Source organism: Burkholderia sp. SR8, from assembly GCF_052851275.1.
In genome coordinates this window covers 123,506-138,037 of sequence record NZ_JAULUC010000005.1, presented here as the reverse complement: position 1 = coordinate 138,037, position 14,532 = coordinate 123,506, and the positions used below count along the sequence as shown (strand labels likewise).

The following is a 14,532-nucleotide window of genomic DNA, read 5'->3' as shown; positions in this document are numbered from 1 at the left end:
GGTCAGGCCGCCAGCATTTCCTTCGCGTGCTTGCGCGTCGTCGCGGTGATTTCGAGGCCGCCGAGCATCCGCGCGACTTCCTCGACGCGGCTCGCCTTGTCGAGCGGCACGACCGACGACACGGTGCCGCCGCGATCGTCGGCGCCTTTCGCGACCTGGAAGTGATGGTCGCCGCGCGCGGCGACCTGCGGCAGGTGCGTCACGCACAGCACCTGGCGGTCGCGCCCGAGCTGGTGCAGCAGGCGGCCGACCACTTCGGCGACGCCGCCGCCGATTCCCGTATCGACTTCGTCGAAAATCAGCGTCGGCGTCGGGCTCGCCGCGCTCGCGATCACCGCGAGCGCGAGGCTGATCCGTGCGAGTTCGCCGCCCGACGCGACTTTCGCGAGCGGCCGCAGCGGCACGCCCGCGTGCCCGGCGACGCGGAATTCGACCTGCTCGAGGCCGTGCGGGCCGCCGTCGGCAAGCGGCACGAGCGCGACCTCGAAGCTGCCGCCCGCCATCGACAGTTCCTGCATGCCGGCGGTGACGGCCGTGCCGAGCGCCTTCGCGGCCTGCGCGCGCGCCTTCGACAGGTGTTTCGCGTCGGCGAGATAGGCTTCCCATGCCTTCGCCTGCGCGGCTTCGAGCGCGCCGAGGTCGGCGGCCGCGTCGAGCGCGGCGAGCTGGGCGCGGCGCGCCGCATGTTCTTCATGCAGCGTGTCGGGCGGCAGCCGGAACTTGCGGGCGGTCGAATGCAGCGCGTCGAGGCGCGTTTCGACCTGCGCGAGCCGGGCCGGATCGAGATCGAGGCGCTGCGCATAGTGCGACAGCGAATAGACGGCTTCCTGCAGCTGGATCTCGGCCGGTTCGAGCGACGCGAGCGCGTCGCCGAGCCCGGAATCGTAGTCGGCCAGGCTGCGCAGTTTCGACACGATCGCGCCCAGCTGCGGCAGCAGCGCATCGTCGGCCTCGGACAGCGCGTTGAGCGCGCCCTGCACGCCGGCGATCAGGTTCGCCGAGTGCGACAGCCGTTTGTGCTCGCTGCCGATTTCGTCCCATTCGCCGGGTTGCGGCGCGAGCTTGTCGAGCTCGGCGAGCTGCCACGCGAGCTTCTCGCGTTCGAGCTGCAGCTCGCGCTCGTGCGCCTTCGCGGCGTCGATCGCCTGCGTCGCGTCGCGCCACACGCGCCACGCGCGCGCGACGTTCGCGGCATCGGCGACGAGCCCTGCGTGCGTGTCGAACAGCTCGCGCTGCGCGTCGGGCCGCATCAGCAGCTGGTGCGCGTGCTGGCCGTGGATGTCGACGAGCATCTCGCCGAGCTCGCGCAGCTGCGCGAGCGTCGCGCTGGTGCCGTTGATGAACGCGCGCGAGCGGCCGTTCGCGTCGATCACGCGGCGCAGCATCACGGTGTCCTCGGCGTCGAACGCGTGTTCGTCGAGCCAGCGCGCGACGCGGTCGTGCGGCGTGAATTCGGCGGTGATGTCGGCGCGGCCGCAGCCGGCGCGCACGACGCTCGCGTCGGCACGTTCGCCGAGCGCGAGCGCCAGCGCGTCGATCAGGATCGATTTGCCGGCGCCGGTTTCGCCGGAAAAGACGGTAAAGCCGCTGTCGAATTCGAGATCGAGCGCGGCGACGATGACGAAGTCGCGAATCGAGAGGTGGCGGAGCATGGTGTCGGGCGGTGGTGCGTCAGGACGCCTTGTCGTCTTCGTTCGATGCGTGTTCGTTCCAGTGCAGCTTGTTGCGCAGCGTCGCGTAGTAGCTGTAGCCGATCGGGTGCAGGAACGGCACCGTGTGCTTCGAGCGGCGCACCTCGATCGTGTCGTTCAGCTCGAGCGCGGTGAACGACTGCATGTCGAAGTTCACGTTGACGTCGCGGCCGCCGACGATCTGGATCGCGATCTTCGAATCGTCGGGCAGCACGATCGGCCGGTTCGACAGCGCGTGCGGCGCGATCGGCACCAGCACGATGCCCTGGAGCTGCGGGTGCAGGATCGGGCCGGCCGACGACAGCGCGTACGCGGTCGAGCCGGTCGGCGTCGCGACGATCAGGCCGTCCGAACGCTGGTTGTACATGTACCGGCCGTCGACCGACGCGCGCAGCTCGACCATCCCGGAGAAGCCGCTGCGGTTCACGACGACGTCGTTGAACGCGAGCGCGTGGTAGATCGGTTCGCCGTCGCGCACGATCCGGGCCTCGAGCAGCGAGCGCTCCTCGCGCTCGAACTTGCCCGACAGGATCACCGGCACCAGCGCCTGCATGTCGGCCGCCGCGATGTCGGTGATGAAGCCGAGCCGCCCGTGGTTGATCCCGATCAGCGGTGTCTTGTACGGCGCGAGCTGGCGGCCGATGCCGAGCATCGTGCCGTCGCCGCCGAGCACGACCGCCACGTCCGCGCGCGCGCCGATTTCCGCCGGCGTCAGCGCCGGATAGCCGGAGATGCCGATTTCGCGTGCGGTGTCGGCTTCGAATACGACCTCGAAGCCCAGCTTCGCGATGCAGCCAGCCAGCGTGGCGAGCGGCTCGGCGATGCCGGGCGTGTTGCTCCGGCCGACGAGCGCGACAGTATTGAACTGATTACCGGTTTTCATGCCGGCATTACACCATAGCTCGTTGACGAAAAGAACCGGCTTGGCGCGCACGGGGCCGGATCGGCCGGCCCGCGCGACTGTGGCCGCAGCCACTCGCCGTGCTCGCGCGGTTGCGCTAAAATTTTCCACCATGCTAGATCCTCGCGCACGAACCCTCCTGAAAACCCTGATCGAACGGTATATCGCCGACGGTCAGCCGGTCGGCTCGCGCACGTTGTCGCGTTACTCCGGGCTGGAGCTGAGCCCGGCGACGATCCGCAACGTGATGTCCGACCTGGAGGAGCTCGGCCTCGTGTCGAGCCCGCACACGTCGGCCGGCCGCGTGCCGACGCCGCGCGGCTATCGGCTGTTCGTCGACACGATGCTGACGGTCGAGACGCCGATCGACGCCGAGGCCGTCGCGCGGCAGGTGCAGAACACGCTGCAGGCGGGCGAACCGCAGCAGCGGGTGGTCGCGGCCGCCGCGAGCGTGCTGTCGAACCTGTCGCAGTTCGCTGGCGTCGTGCTGACGCCGCGCCGCAGCCACGTGTTCAAGCAGATCGAGTTCATGCGCCTGTCGGACAAGCGCATCCTGCTGATCATCGTCACGCCTGAGGGCGACGTGCAGAACCGGATGCTCGCGACGCCGCGCGACTATTCGCCGTCGCAACTGACCGAAGCGTCGAACTACATCAACGCGCACTTCGCCGGGCTGTCGTTCGACGAGGTGCGCCGCCGCCTGCGCGACGAGATCGACCAGTTGCGCGGCGACATGACCACGCTGATGCACGCGGCCGTGACGGCCAGCACCGAGGTGCCCGACACCGAAGATACGGTGCTCATTTCCGGCGAGCGCAACCTGCTCGAAGTGGCGGACCTGTCGTCCGACATGGCGCGGCTGCGCAAGCTGTTCGACGTGTTCGACCAAAAGACGGGCCTCCTGCAATTGCTCGACGTATCGAGCCACGCCCAGGGCGTGCAGATCTTCATCGGCGGCGAATCGACGCTCGTGCCGATCGAGGAAATGAGCGTCGTGACCGCGCCGTACGAGGTGAACGGCCAGATCGTCGGCACGCTCGGCGTGATCGGCCCGACCCGGATGGCGTACAACCGCGTGATTCCGATCGTCGACATCACCGCGCGGCTGCTGTCGCTCACGCTGAGCCAGCAGTAACTGCGGCACCCGCCGCCGACACCGTCCCGCCATCGTGCCGCGGCGCCATGCGCGCCGCCAGTCGGCCGAACGGCCAGCCGACCCGATCGGGACGGCCCGCTATAATTGAGAGCCGTCCGACTGCGTGCCCCGAGCACGTTCCTGCCCATGCGTTTCGATCTTGAGCCGCCTTCGAGCGTCGCGGCTGCCCATCGCATCGGCGTGCTGCTGATCAACCTCGGCACGCCCGACGCCCCGACACCGCGCGCGGTGCGGCGCTATCTGGCCGAGTTTCTGTCGGACCCGCGCGTCGTCGAAATCCCGCAGGTCGTCTGGCAGGTGCTGCTGCGCACGCTGATCCTGCCGCTGCGCGGCCGCGCGTCCGCGAAGAAATACGCGGCCGTCTGGATGCAGGAAGGCTCGCCGCTGCGCGTGTACACCGAGCGCCAGACCGACGGCGTACGGCATCTGCTCGCATCGAACGGCTACCAGGTGCAGGTCGACTACGCGATGCGCTACGGCAGCCCGAACATCGCGCAGGCGCTCGCGCAGTTCAAGCGCTCGGGCGTCGAACGCGTGCTGCTGATGCCGATGTATCCGCAATACTCGGCGTCGACCACCGCGACGGCCTTCGATGCCGCGTTCGCCGCGCTCGCGCGGATGCGCAACCAGCCCGAAGTGCGCACGGTGCGGCACTACGCCGACCACCCGGCGTACATCCACGCGCTGGCCGAGCAGGTGCGCCAGTACTGGGCGCAGCACGGCCGGCCCGATTTCGCGGCGGGCGACAAGCTGGTGCTGAGCTTTCACGGCGTGCCGAAACGCACGCTCGACCTCGGCGACCCCTATCACGACCAGTGCCAGCAGACGGGCGCGCTGCTGATGGCCGCGCTCGGGCTGTCGACGCTCGAATGCCGCGTGACGTTCCAGTCGCGTTTCGGCAAGGCCGAGTGGCTGCAGCCGTACACGGCGCCGACGCTGCGCGAGCTCGGCGAGGCCGGCGTGCGGCGCGCCGACGTGTTCTGCCCTGGTTTTACGGCCGATTGTCTGGAGACGATCGAGGAGATCGGGATGGAGGTGCGCGACGAATTCCTCGCGGGCGGCGGCCAAGCGTTCCACCGGATTCCGTGCCTGAACGGCGCGCCCGCGTGGATCGGCGCGCTGGGCGAGATCGTCGCGGAAAATCTGCAGGGCTGGCCGGTGAAGGCCGCGCAGCCCGAAACGGTGAGTTGAACGCGATGAACTACAGGATTTCGACGGAACCGGGCGCGAAGCTGCGCATCGACAAATGGCTGTGGGCCGCGCGCTTCTTCAAGACGCGCTCGCTCGCGTCCGACGCGGTCGACAAGGGCCATGTGAAGATCGGCGGCACGGCGGTCAAGCCGGCGAAGGACGTGCGCGTTGGCGACGAGGTCGAGATTGCGATCGACGGTATCGTCTGGCACATTGCCGTGCTGGGCATCTGCGACGTGCGCGGGCCCGCGAGCATCGCGCAGACGCTTTACGAGGAAACGGAAGCGGGGCGCGCCGCGCGGCTCGCCGAGCTCGAGCGGCGCCGCACGTATCGCGAGCCGGCGGCCGAGCTGCACGGCCGGCCGACCAAGCGCGACCGGCGCATCATCGACAGATTTTCTGGTGGGAGCTGAACATCTGGTCGAACGTCGCCCGCGCGCTTCCGTATTCGGTCGTGCGGTCGGTGACGGCTCCGGACAGGCAGATGGTGGTGGTGCCGGCGATCAGTACCAGCGCGACCACCGATATGGCAAAGGTCAATTTCACGGTACTCGCCTCGAAGACGGTGAATGCGGCGCCAGGTGGATGTCAGGCGGCGGTCAGCTAGGGTAAACACGCTTTTCCGACGCTTGAGTGGAGTGTAGTGCAGCGCCCTGTGCCGAGCTAGTACTTGCCCGGTAAGCGTTGTTACCGGCCGTTTCGGCCGGTTCGGCGGCAAATGCGCGTAATCGGGCCGCGGGCCGCGCGGTTGTTTCGCGGCATTGGCGAATGCCGGCGAATAACCCTCTTGAAATCGCAGTTTTCGCCCTTATTTGCACCAACAATGTGCGGTGCCGCCGGTCATACGATCCGGCGGTTGCCGATTTGGCTTCAACCTCTAATCGACTTTCAGCGACATGGAAAACACGCAAGAGAACCCGGCTACCCAATCGGCCCAAGAGATCGGCAGCGAGCAGCAGGCGGCGCAGGGCGCCGCACCCGCCGCCGAAGCCGCCGACGCGGCGCTCGCGGAGGCTCAAGCCAAGGTCGCCGAGCTGCAGGAGAGCTTCCTGCGGGCGAAGGCCGAGACCGAGAACGTTCGCCGCCGCGCGCAGGACGACGTCTCCAAGGCGCACAAGTTCGCGATCGAGAGCTTCGCCGAGCACCTGCTGCCCGTGCTGGACAGCCTCGAGGCAGCCGTGAGCGACACGTCCGGCGACATCGCGAAGGTGCGCGAAGGCGTCGAGCTGACGCTGCGCCAGTTGACCAGCGCGCTCGAGAAGGGCCGCGTCGTCGCGATCAACCCGGTCGGCGAGAAGTTCGATCCGCACCAGCACCAGGCGATTTCGATGGTGCCGGCCGAGCAGGAGCCGAACACCGTCGTCACCGTGCTGCAAAAGGGCTACATGATCGCCGACCGCGTGCTGCGCCCGGCGCTCGTCACGGTCGCGCAGCCGAAGTAAGGCCGCCGCGATGCTGCCCGCCGGCGTCGATCCGGCCGCGTTTGCCGCGTTCGACATGCAGCCGCTGGCGGCCGACACGTTCGACGCCGGCATTGCCGGCGCCGGCGATGCGCTCGCCGTGGTGTTCTTCTGGGGCGTCGACTGCTTCAACTGCGAGATCGCGAAGAAGGCGATGCTCGCGCAGCCCGACGCCATCCGTGCGCTGGGCCTGAAGTGGTTCCACTGCAACGTGTACGAACACCATGAGCTGGGGCGCCGCTTCGGTCTGCACGGCGTGCCGACGTGGTTCTTCTTCCATCGCGGCAAGCGGCTCGGCCGCGCGACCGGCTGGCATGGCCTCGCTCAGTTCGAGGCGGCGGTGGCGGCGGCGCGCGCGAAGATCGCCGGTATTGCCGGCGCGCCCGGTGTGCCGTCCGGCGACGGCGGCCCGCACGATCCAGCTACCGGCGGCGATTGAAAAAATTTAATATCCGCATCGCTCGGCGGGTCTTGAAAACGGTCCGGCCGGACGCATTTCGGGAACAGAGTTGAATTCTGGCGCGCGAAACCGCCGAAAAACGCGGGGTTTCGCGCAGCAAACAGGCATTTCTGGAGATTAGGAAAAAATGGGAAAGATCATCGGTATTGACCTCGGCACCACGAACTCGTGCGTCGCCATCATGGAAGGCAACCAGGTCAAGGTCATCGAGAACTCGGAAGGCGCGCGCACGACGCCGTCGATCATCGCCTACATGGACGATAACGAAGTGCTCGTCGGCGCGCCGGCCAAGCGTCAGTCCGTGACCAACCCGAAGAACACGCTGTTCGCGGTGAAGCGCCTGATCGGCCGCCGCTTCGAAGAGAAGGAAGTCCAGAAGGACATCGGCCTGATGCCGTACGCGATCATCAAGGCCGACAACGGCGACGCATGGGTCGAAGCGCACGGCGAGAAGCTCGCGCCGCCGCAGGTGTCGGCTGAAGTGCTGCGCAAGATGAAGAAGACGGCCGAAGACTACCTCGGCGAGCCGGTCACGGAAGCCGTGATCACGGTGCCGGCGTACTTCAACGACAGCCAGCGCCAGGCGACCAAGGACGCCGGCCGCATCGCGGGCCTCGAAGTCAAGCGGATCATCAACGAGCCGACCGCGGCCGCGCTCGCATTCGGCCTCGACAAGGCCGAGAAGGGCGACCGCAAGATCGCCGTGTACGACCTCGGCGGCGGCACGTTCGACGTGTCGATCATCGAGATCGCGGACGTCGACGGCGAAATGCAGTTCGAAGTGCTGTCGACCAACGGCGACACGTTCCTCGGCGGCGAGGACTTCGACCAGCGCATCATCGACTACATCATCGGCGAGTTCAAGAAGGAGCAGGGCGTCGACCTGTCGAAGGACGTGCTCGCGCTGCAGCGCCTGAAGGAAGCTGCTGAAAAGGCGAAGATCGAGCTGTCGTCGAGCCAGCAGACCGAAATCAACCTGCCGTACATCACGGCCGACGCATCGGGTCCGAAGCACCTGAACCTGAAGATCACCCGCGCGAAGCTGGAAGCGCTGGTCGAGGACCTCGTCGAGCGCACGATCGAACCGTGCCGCATCGCGATCAAGGACGCCGGCGTCAAGGTGTCGGACATCGACGACGTGATCCTGGTCGGCGGCCAGACGCGCATGCCGAAGGTGCAGGAGAAGGTGAAGGAGTTCTTCGGCAAGGATCCGCGCCGTGACGTGAACCCGGACGAAGCCGTCGCAGTCGGCGCGGCGATCCAGGGCCAGGTGCTGTCGGGCGACCGCAAGGACGTGCTGCTGCTCGACGTGACTCCGCTGTCGCTCGGTATCGAGACGCTCGGCGGCGTGATGACGAAGATGATCAACAAGAACACGACGATCCCGACGAAGCACGCCCAGGTGTATTCGACGGCGGACGACAACCAGTCGGCCGTGACGATCAAGGTGTTCCAGGGCGAACGCGAGATGGCGGCAGGCAACAAGCTGCTCGGCGAGTTCAACCTCGAAGGCATCCCGCCCGCACCGCGCGGCGTGCCGCAGATCGAAGTGACCTTCGACATCGACGCGAACGGCATCCTGCACGTCGGCGCGAAGGACAAGGCGACCGGCAAGGAAAACAAGATCACGATCAAGGCGAACTCGGGCCTGTCCGACGCTGAAATCGACCAGATGATCAAGGACGCGGAAGCGAACGCAGCGGAAGACCACAAGCTGCGCGAGCTGGCCGATTCGCGCAACCAGGGCGACGCGCTGGTCCACAGCACGAAGAAGGCGCTCACCGAGTACGGTGACAAGCTGGACGCGGGCGAGAAGGAAAAGATCGAAGCGGCGCTGAAGTCGCTCGAGGAAATCCTGAAGGACACGTCGGCCGACAAGGCGGCGATCGACGCGAAGGTCGAGGAACTCGGTCAGGCTTCGCAGAAGCTCGGCGAAAAGATGTACGCCGACATGCAGGCGCAGCAGGCCGGGGCGGCCGGCGCGGCGGGTGCAGCCGAAGGCGCGGCCCATGCGGGCGGCGCGCAGCAGGCGGCCGACGACGTCGTCGACGCCGAGTTCAAGGAAGTGAAGAAGGACTAAGCCGGGTTGCCATGGCACCGCACGCCGCGCGCGAGTCGCGCGCGGCGCGGCTGAACAGCGGTCTGTCTTTCCTTCCGGATGGCCGGATCGACTCCACGCCTGGCGGGCTTCGCGGCCCTCCGGGCACATTTGTTTTTTGGCGGGTGCTGCGCGAGCCGTCCGCGGACGGCGCAGCGCCAGACGAGTCGAGAGACTTTACTGCGGGCGAAAGGAGCCGCCGCGTGCGCGACGCGCGACGGCACAGTGAATCGATATGGCGAAACGGGATTACTACGAGGTTCTGGGCGTCGCGAAGAACGCGAGCGACGACGAAATCAAGAAGGCATATCGCAAGCTTGCGATGAAGTACCACCCTGACCGCAATCCTGACAGCAAGGATGCGGAAGAGCATTTCAAGGAGGCGAAGGAAGCCTATGAAATGCTGTCGGACAGCCAGAAGCGGGCAGCGTACGACCAGTACGGCCACGCGGGCGTCGATCCGAACATGGGCGGTGCGGGCGGACAAGGTTTCGGCGGCTTCGCGGACGCGTTCGGCGACATCTTCGGCGACATCTTCGGCCAGGCTGCCGGCGGTGCCGCGCGCGGCGGCCGCGGCGGCCCGCAGGTGTATCGCGGTGCCGACTTGCGCTACAGCATGGAAATCACGCTCGAGCAGGCCGCGCACGGCTACGACACGCAGATCCGCGTGCCGAGCTGGGTGTCGTGCGAAGTCTGTCACGGGTCCGGCGCAAAGCCCGGCACGAAGCCCGAAACCTGCCCGACCTGCCATGGCCAGGGCACGGTGCGCATGTCGCAGGGTTTCTTCAGCATCCAGCAGACCTGCCCGAAGTGTCACGGCACCGGCACCTACATCCCGGAACCGTGCGCGCACTGCCACGGCTCGGGCAAGGTGAAGGAAACCAAGACGCTCGAAGTGAAGATCCCGGCCGGCATCGACGACGGGATGCGGATCCGCTCGGCCGGCAACGGCGAGCCGGGCATCAACGGCGGGCCGCCGGGCGACCTGTACGTCGAGATCCACATCAAGCCGCACGCGGTGTTCGAGCGCGACGGCGACGATCTGCACTGCCAGATGCCGATTCCGTTCACGACCGCCGCGCTCGGCGGCGAGATCGAGGTGCCGACGCTGGCCGGCCGTGCGTCGTTCCCGGTGCCGGAAGGCACGCAGTCGGGCAAGACGTTCCGCCTGCGCGGCAAGGGGATCAAGGGTCTGCGTTCGAGCATCGCGGGCGATCTGTACGTGCATGTGCAGGTCGAGACGCCCGTGAAGCTGACCGACCAGCAGCGCGACCTGCTCAAGCAGTTCGAGAAGTCGCTGGCCGAGGGCGGTGCGCGTCACAGCCCGCAGAGCAAGAGCTGGTTCGACCGGGTGAAGAGCTTCTTCGAGTAACGGCATGACTGACGGTAACGAGAGCGCGTCCTTCGCGCTCTTGGACGATTGCGACTCGAGCGCGTCCGCGCGGTCGAGTCGTTTGTATTCCGGTTTCGTGCGCGAACGCGTGTGCACGGATCCGGCCCGGCTCGACGAAGTCGATGCGGCGGTGGCGCAGGATCTGCGCGACGGGCTGCATGCGGTCGTCGTCGGCGATTACGAATTCGGACGCAATCTGGACAGAGCGCAGCCGGGCCATGCCCCGCTGCGCTTTTTGCTGTATGCGCGCTGCGAGCGCCTGTCGCGCGACGACGTCGACGCATGGCTCGCGCAGCGGGACGGCGGCGGCCCGCCGTCGATCGCGGGCGTCGCGCATGTCGCGAAGAGCGTGTCGCGCGACGCGTTCGACGCGGCGATCGCTGCGGTGCACGACGCGCTGCGGGCCGGCGATTCGTACCAGATCAACTACACGTACCGGCTCAACTTCGACATGTTCGGCACGCCGCTGGCGCTGTACCGGCGGCTGCGTGCGCGTCAGCCCGTGCGTTACGGCGCGCTGATCGCGCTGCCCGACGGCGCGTGGGTCGTGTCGTGCTCGCCGGAGCTGTTCGTCGAGAAGCACGGCGACTTGCTGCGCGCACGGCCGATGAAGGGCACCGCGCCGCGCTCGGCCGACCCGCGAGAAGACGCGGCAGCCGCCGCGTTCCTCGCGAACGATCCGAAGAACCGCGCGGAAAACGTGATGATCGTCGACCTGCTGCGCAACGACGTGTCGCGGATCGCGCGCACGGGCACGGTCAAGGTGCCGGCGCTGTTCTCCGTCGAGCCGTATGCGTCGGTGTGGCAGATGACGTCGACGGTCGAGGCCGGCTGGCGCGACGGGACGACGTTCGCGCAGATGCTGCGCGCGCTGTTTCCGTGCGGATCGATCACCGGCGCGCCGAAGCACAAGACGATGGAACTGATCGATGCGATCGAGTCGACGCCGCGCGGGCTCTATACGGGCGCGATCGGCTGGCTCGATGCGCCGAAGCCGACGCAAGCTGCGCCGGCAGTCGGCGCATTGCCGGACGGCGCGCGCGGCTGCGGCGATTTCTGCCTGTCGGTCGCGATCCGGACGCTGACGCTCGATGCGGCTGATGCCGATGCGGGCGCAACGACCGGCACGCGCGACCACGCAACGGCCGCTGCCGGCCGGCGGCGCGGCACGATGGGCGTCGGCGCGGGCATTGTGCTCGACAGCGTCGCCGCCGACGAATATGCGGAGTGCGAATTGAAAGCGCGATTCCTGACCGACGCCGATCCCGGCTTCCAGCTGTTCGAAACCACCGCCGCGACGCGCGCGGACGGCATCCGCCATCTCGAGCGTCATCTCGCGCGGCTGCAGCGCAGCGCCGACGCCTTCGGCTTTCGCTTCGATGCCGATGCGTTGCGTCGCGAGATCGACGCGCGCTGCGCGGCGCTGGACGGCGACGGCCCGTACCGGATGAAGCTCGCGCTCGCGAAGGACGGCATGCTCGACATCACGGCAGCCGCGCTGAAGCCGCTGCCGGCGGGGCCGGTCGGCGTGATGCTCGCGTCCGCGCACGGCTTTGCGCCGACTCGCGCGGACGACGCGCTGCTGTTGCACAAGACGACGCGTCGCGCGGAATACGACCGTGCGTGGCAGGCCGCCGAAGCGCTCGGCGGCTTCGACATGCTGTTCGTGAACGAGCGCGGCGAGGTGACGGAAGGCGGGCGCTCGAACCTGTTCGTGAAGCTCGACGGCCAGTGGGTGACGCCGCCGCTTGCGAGCGGCGTGCTGCCGGGCGTGATGCGCGGCGTGCTGCTCGACGACCGCGCGTTCGGCGCGGTCGAGCGCGTGGTCACGGTCGATGATCTGGCGCGCGCGCAGGCGCTGCTGCTGACCAATGCATTGCGCGGGGCGCTCGACGCGGTGCTGAAATGACGCGATGACGGCTCGGGCCGCGTGCCCGACTGCCCGCTGCCACCGGTCTTCGGTCTTCGGCCGCGCAGCGACCCGACAAAAAAGCGCGGCGCCCCGCAAAGGGCGCCGCGCTTTTTTTTCTCGCAAGCAAGCACACCGGCGAACGCGCCGCCGGCCCTGCGTCAGAACGAGTGTTCCGGTCCCGGGAACGTGCGGTCCTTCACCGCGCTCACGTACGCTTCGACGGCCGCCTGGATGGTCGGCTGTCCGTGCATGAAATCCTTCACGAAACGCGGACGCTTGCCGGGGAAGATGCCCAGCATGTCGTGCAGCACCAGCACCTGGCCCGAGCATTCGAGGCCCGCGCCGATGCCGATCGTCGGGATTTTCAGCATGTGCGTGACTTCGGACGCGACGAGCGTCGGCACCGCTTCGAGCACCACGAGCTGCGCACCGGCGTCCTCGATTGCGCGCGCGTCGCGCAGCAGCTGCGCGGCGCCGGCCTCCGTGCGGCCCTGCACCTTGAAGCCGCCGAACGCATGCACGGACTGCGGCGTGAGACCGAGGTGCGCGCACACCGGCACCGAGCGTTCGACGAGGAAGCGGATCGTGTCGGCGAGCCATTCGCCGCCTTCGAGCTTGACCATCTGAGCGCCGGCGCGCATCAGCGTGACCGCGTTCGCGAACGCCTCGGCCGGCGTGCCGTACGTGCCGAACGGCAGGTCGGCGACGACGAGCGCGCGCGGCTGCACGCGCGCGACGCAGGCCGTGTGGTACGCGATGTCGTCGAGCGACACCGGCAGCGTGGTCGTGTGGCCCTGCAGCACGTTGCCGAGCGAGTCGCCGATCAGCAGCACGTCGGTGCCGGCGCGATCGAGCAACGCGGAAAAGCTCGCGTCGTAGCACGTGAGCATCGCGATCTTCTCGCCGGCGTCGCGCATTGCCTGCAGCTTCGGCACCGTGACGGCAGGCCGGCTCGATTCCTGGAGATAGGTCATGGGAAATCCGGTTCGAGGGTGGAAACGACGGGCGAGGAGCGCGTCAGCGCGTCGTCTCGCCCTTGACGAAGAATTCCTTGCGGCCGCGCATCGTGTCGATGCGTTCGATTAGCAGCGCAAGATCTTCGGGGGAATCCAGCGGGTTCAGGTGTTCGGCAGCGACCGTCAGCACCGGCGTGCGGTCGTAGTGATAGAAGAATTCGTTGTACGCGTCGACGAGCGAGCGCAGGTACGCGTCGCTGATCTGCAGTTCCATCGGCAGCCCGCGCTTCTGGATGCGCGAGAACAGCACCTCGGGACTCGCCTGCAGATAGACGACGAGATCGGGCGCGGGCGCCTGCGGCACGTCGACGTGCGCGGCGATCGACCGGTACAGCTGCCATTCGTCTTCCGGCAGGTTCAGCCGCGCAAAGATGTCGTTCTTCTGCGGCATGAAATCGGCGACGACGGGCCGGCCCGTGTCGAGCGCGCCGATCAGTTCGCGCGCCTGCTGCGCGCGCTGCAGCGCGAACGACAGCTGCGCGGGCAGCGCGTAGCGCGCGGTGTCGCGATAGAAGCGTTCGAGGAACGGGTTGTCCTGCGGGCGTTCGAGCAGCGTCTGCATCGACCAGCGCTCGGCGAGCAGGCGCGCGAGCGTCGTCTTGCCGACGCCGATCGGGCCTTCGATCACCAGGTAGCGATGCGGGGCGCGCAGGTCGGGCGCGGTGACGGTCAGCGGGGTGGCGTTCATCGGCAGCGGTTCTTGTCGGCGTCGGCGCCGGCGGCAAGGGCCTTCTGCATCAGGCATTGACAGGTCTGCACCTTCTCGACGCGCTGATCGGCGACGGATGCAAGGAACGCGTCGGCGCGACCGCGCGCGGGAATGTCGAGCGCCGGCTCGATTTCGACGAGCGGCACGAGCGCGAATGCGCGATCGGTGAGGCGCGGATGCGGGACGATCAGGTCCGGTTCGTCGATCGAATCGGAGCCGAACAGCAGGATGTCGAGGTCGAGCGTGCGCGGGGCGTTGCGATACGGGCGCTCGCGCCCGAAGTGATGTTCGATCTTCTGGCAGAGCGCGAGCAGCTCGCGGGCCGACAGCGTCGTGTCGAGCTTGACGACGCAGTTGTAGTAGTCGTCGCCGCCCGCTTCGAAGGGCGCCGTGCGATACAGGCTCGACTTGCCGAGGATCGAGATGGTGCGCTGCTGCGCGAGGCACACCACCGCGTCCTTCAGGGTCTGGCGCGCATCGCCGAGATTCGCCCCCAGTCCGATATATGCAACCGTCATGGCATCACTTCCTACGTCGTTCGCCGG

General features: G+C 67.8%; 14 protein-coding genes. 8 read left to right on the top strand and 6 right to left on the bottom strand.

The annotated features are described in order from the left end of the window. Positions 1–2: 2 nt before the first annotated feature. Positions 3–1,652: a DNA repair protein RecN gene (gene recN, locus Q3A80_RS08150; protein ID WP_446328557.1), complete on the bottom strand. Its 1,650-nt coding sequence runs from the start codon at positions 1,650–1,652 to the stop codon at positions 3–5. A 19-nt stretch (positions 1,653–1,671) separates the two neighbouring features. Continuing rightward, on the bottom strand, positions 1,672–2,574 hold the full coding sequence (locus Q3A80_RS08145) for an NAD kinase (protein WP_446328556.1): 903 nt from the start codon (positions 2,572–2,574) through the stop codon (positions 1,672–1,674). Positions 2,575–2,704: 130 nt separating this feature from the next. Between Q3A80_RS08145 and hrcA the strand changes: the two genes are divergently transcribed. The 3 genes from hrcA (at position 2,705) to Q3A80_RS08130 (ending at position 5,352) form a co-directional block, all read left to right on the top strand. Continuing rightward, entirely contained in the window at positions 2,705–3,727 is a 1,023-nt protein-coding gene (gene hrcA, locus Q3A80_RS08140; RefSeq protein ID WP_176050544.1) for a heat-inducible transcriptional repressor HrcA, read from the top strand. 147 nt (positions 3,728–3,874) lie between these two features. Next, complete coding sequence (hemH, locus tag Q3A80_RS08135; protein ID WP_446328555.1) at positions 3,875–4,939, top strand: ferrochelatase; 1,065 nt, start codon at positions 3,875–3,877, stop codon at positions 4,937–4,939. A 5-nt stretch (positions 4,940–4,944) separates the two neighbouring features. Next, positions 4,945–5,352 carry an RNA-binding S4 domain-containing protein gene (locus Q3A80_RS08130; RefSeq protein ID WP_446328554.1) on the top strand — a complete coding sequence of 136 codons (408 nt, stop codon included), beginning with the start codon at positions 4,945–4,947 and terminating at the stop codon, positions 5,350–5,352. Here Q3A80_RS08130 and Q3A80_RS08125 read toward each other — a convergent pair. Next, the gene (locus Q3A80_RS08125; RefSeq protein WP_006476841.1) at positions 5,324–5,485 is read right to left on the bottom strand and encodes a hypothetical protein; all 162 of its coding nucleotides are present in this window, start codon (positions 5,483–5,485) and stop codon (positions 5,324–5,326) included. The genes Q3A80_RS08130 and Q3A80_RS08125 overlap by 29 nt on opposite strands. Before the next feature lie 350 nt (positions 5,486–5,835). Between Q3A80_RS08125 and grpE the strand changes: the two genes are divergently transcribed. From grpE to Q3A80_RS08100, 5 genes are all read left to right on the top strand, one after another. Then, a complete protein-coding gene (grpE, locus tag Q3A80_RS08120) occupies positions 5,836–6,381 on the top strand; it encodes a nucleotide exchange factor GrpE (RefSeq protein ID WP_446328553.1) in 546 nt (181 codons plus the stop codon). A 10-nt stretch (positions 6,382–6,391) separates the two neighbouring features. Continuing rightward, positions 6,392–6,838, top strand: a complete 447-nt coding sequence (locus Q3A80_RS08115; RefSeq protein WP_446328552.1) for a thioredoxin family protein — start codon at positions 6,392–6,394, stop codon at positions 6,836–6,838. 148 nt (positions 6,839–6,986) lie between these two features. Further along, positions 6,987–8,939, top strand: a complete 1,953-nt coding sequence (dnaK, locus tag Q3A80_RS08110) for a molecular chaperone DnaK (protein WP_446328551.1) — start codon at positions 6,987–6,989, stop codon at positions 8,937–8,939. 253 nt (positions 8,940–9,192) lie between these two features. Then, on the top strand, positions 9,193–10,329 hold the full coding sequence (gene dnaJ, locus Q3A80_RS08105) for a molecular chaperone DnaJ (RefSeq protein ID WP_446328550.1): 1,137 nt from the start codon (positions 9,193–9,195) through the stop codon (positions 10,327–10,329). A gap of 4 nt (positions 10,330–10,333) precedes the next feature. Beyond that, positions 10,334–12,259 (top strand): chorismate-binding protein, encoded by a 1,926-nt coding sequence (locus Q3A80_RS08100; RefSeq protein ID WP_446328549.1) that lies wholly within the window; start codon positions 10,334–10,336, stop codon positions 12,257–12,259. Positions 12,260–12,420: 161 nt separating this feature from the next. On the opposite strand, the gene panB is transcribed toward Q3A80_RS08100, so the two are convergent. Genes panB through folK form a run of 3 tightly spaced genes read right to left on the bottom strand, consistent with a single transcriptional unit; the run spans position 12,421 to position 14,505 of the window. Further along, entirely contained in the window at positions 12,421–13,236 is an 816-nt protein-coding gene (panB, locus tag Q3A80_RS08095; protein ID WP_446328548.1) for a 3-methyl-2-oxobutanoate hydroxymethyltransferase, read from the bottom strand. A 43-nt stretch (positions 13,237–13,279) separates the two neighbouring features. Further along, a complete protein-coding gene (locus Q3A80_RS08090; RefSeq protein ID WP_446328547.1) occupies positions 13,280–13,966 on the bottom strand; it encodes a deoxynucleoside kinase in 687 nt (228 codons plus the stop codon). Further along, complete coding sequence (gene folK / locus Q3A80_RS08085) at positions 13,963–14,505, bottom strand: 2-amino-4-hydroxy-6-hydroxymethyldihydropteridine diphosphokinase (protein WP_446328546.1); 543 nt, start codon at positions 14,503–14,505, stop codon at positions 13,963–13,965. Before folK ends, Q3A80_RS08090 begins: the two co-directional genes overlap by 4 nt. Positions 14,506–14,532: the final 27 nt, after the last annotated feature.

Excerpts from the sequence above, each read along its gene's own strand:
- Q3A80_RS08100 (WP_446328549.1), top strand. The coding sequence starts at position 10,334 with ATGACTGACGGTAACGAGAGCGCGTCCTTCGCGCTCTTGGACGATTGC.
- hemH (WP_446328555.1), top strand. The coding sequence starts at position 3,875 with ATGCGTTTCGATCTTGAGCCGCCTTCGAGCGTCGCGGCTGCCCATCGC.
- panB (WP_446328548.1), bottom strand. The coding sequence starts at position 13,236 with ATGACCTATCTCCAGGAATCGAGCCGGCCTGCCGTCACGGTGCCGAAG.
- Q3A80_RS08115 (WP_446328552.1), top strand. The coding sequence starts at position 6,392 with ATGCTGCCCGCCGGCGTCGATCCGGCCGCGTTTGCCGCGTTCGACATG.
- Q3A80_RS08145 (WP_446328556.1), bottom strand. The coding sequence starts at position 2,574 with ATGAAAACCGGTAATCAGTTCAATACTGTCGCGCTCGTCGGCCGGAGC.
- Q3A80_RS08090 (WP_446328547.1), bottom strand. The coding sequence starts at position 13,966 with ATGAACGCCACCCCGCTGACCGTCACCGCGCCCGACCTGCGCGCCCCG.
- folK (WP_446328546.1), bottom strand. The coding sequence starts at position 14,505 with ATGACGGTTGCATATATCGGACTGGGGGCGAATCTCGGCGATGCGCGC.
- Q3A80_RS08130 (WP_446328554.1), top strand. The coding sequence starts at position 4,945 with ATGAACTACAGGATTTCGACGGAACCGGGCGCGAAGCTGCGCATCGAC.
- dnaJ (WP_446328550.1), top strand. The coding sequence starts at position 9,193 with ATGGCGAAACGGGATTACTACGAGGTTCTGGGCGTCGCGAAGAACGCG.
- grpE (WP_446328553.1), top strand. The coding sequence starts at position 5,836 with ATGGAAAACACGCAAGAGAACCCGGCTACCCAATCGGCCCAAGAGATC.
- hrcA (WP_176050544.1), top strand. The coding sequence starts at position 2,705 with ATGCTAGATCCTCGCGCACGAACCCTCCTGAAAACCCTGATCGAACGG.
- dnaK (WP_446328551.1), top strand. The coding sequence starts at position 6,987 with ATGGGAAAGATCATCGGTATTGACCTCGGCACCACGAACTCGTGCGTC.
- recN (WP_446328557.1), bottom strand. The coding sequence starts at position 1,652 with ATGCTCCGCCACCTCTCGATTCGCGACTTCGTCATCGTCGCCGCGCTC.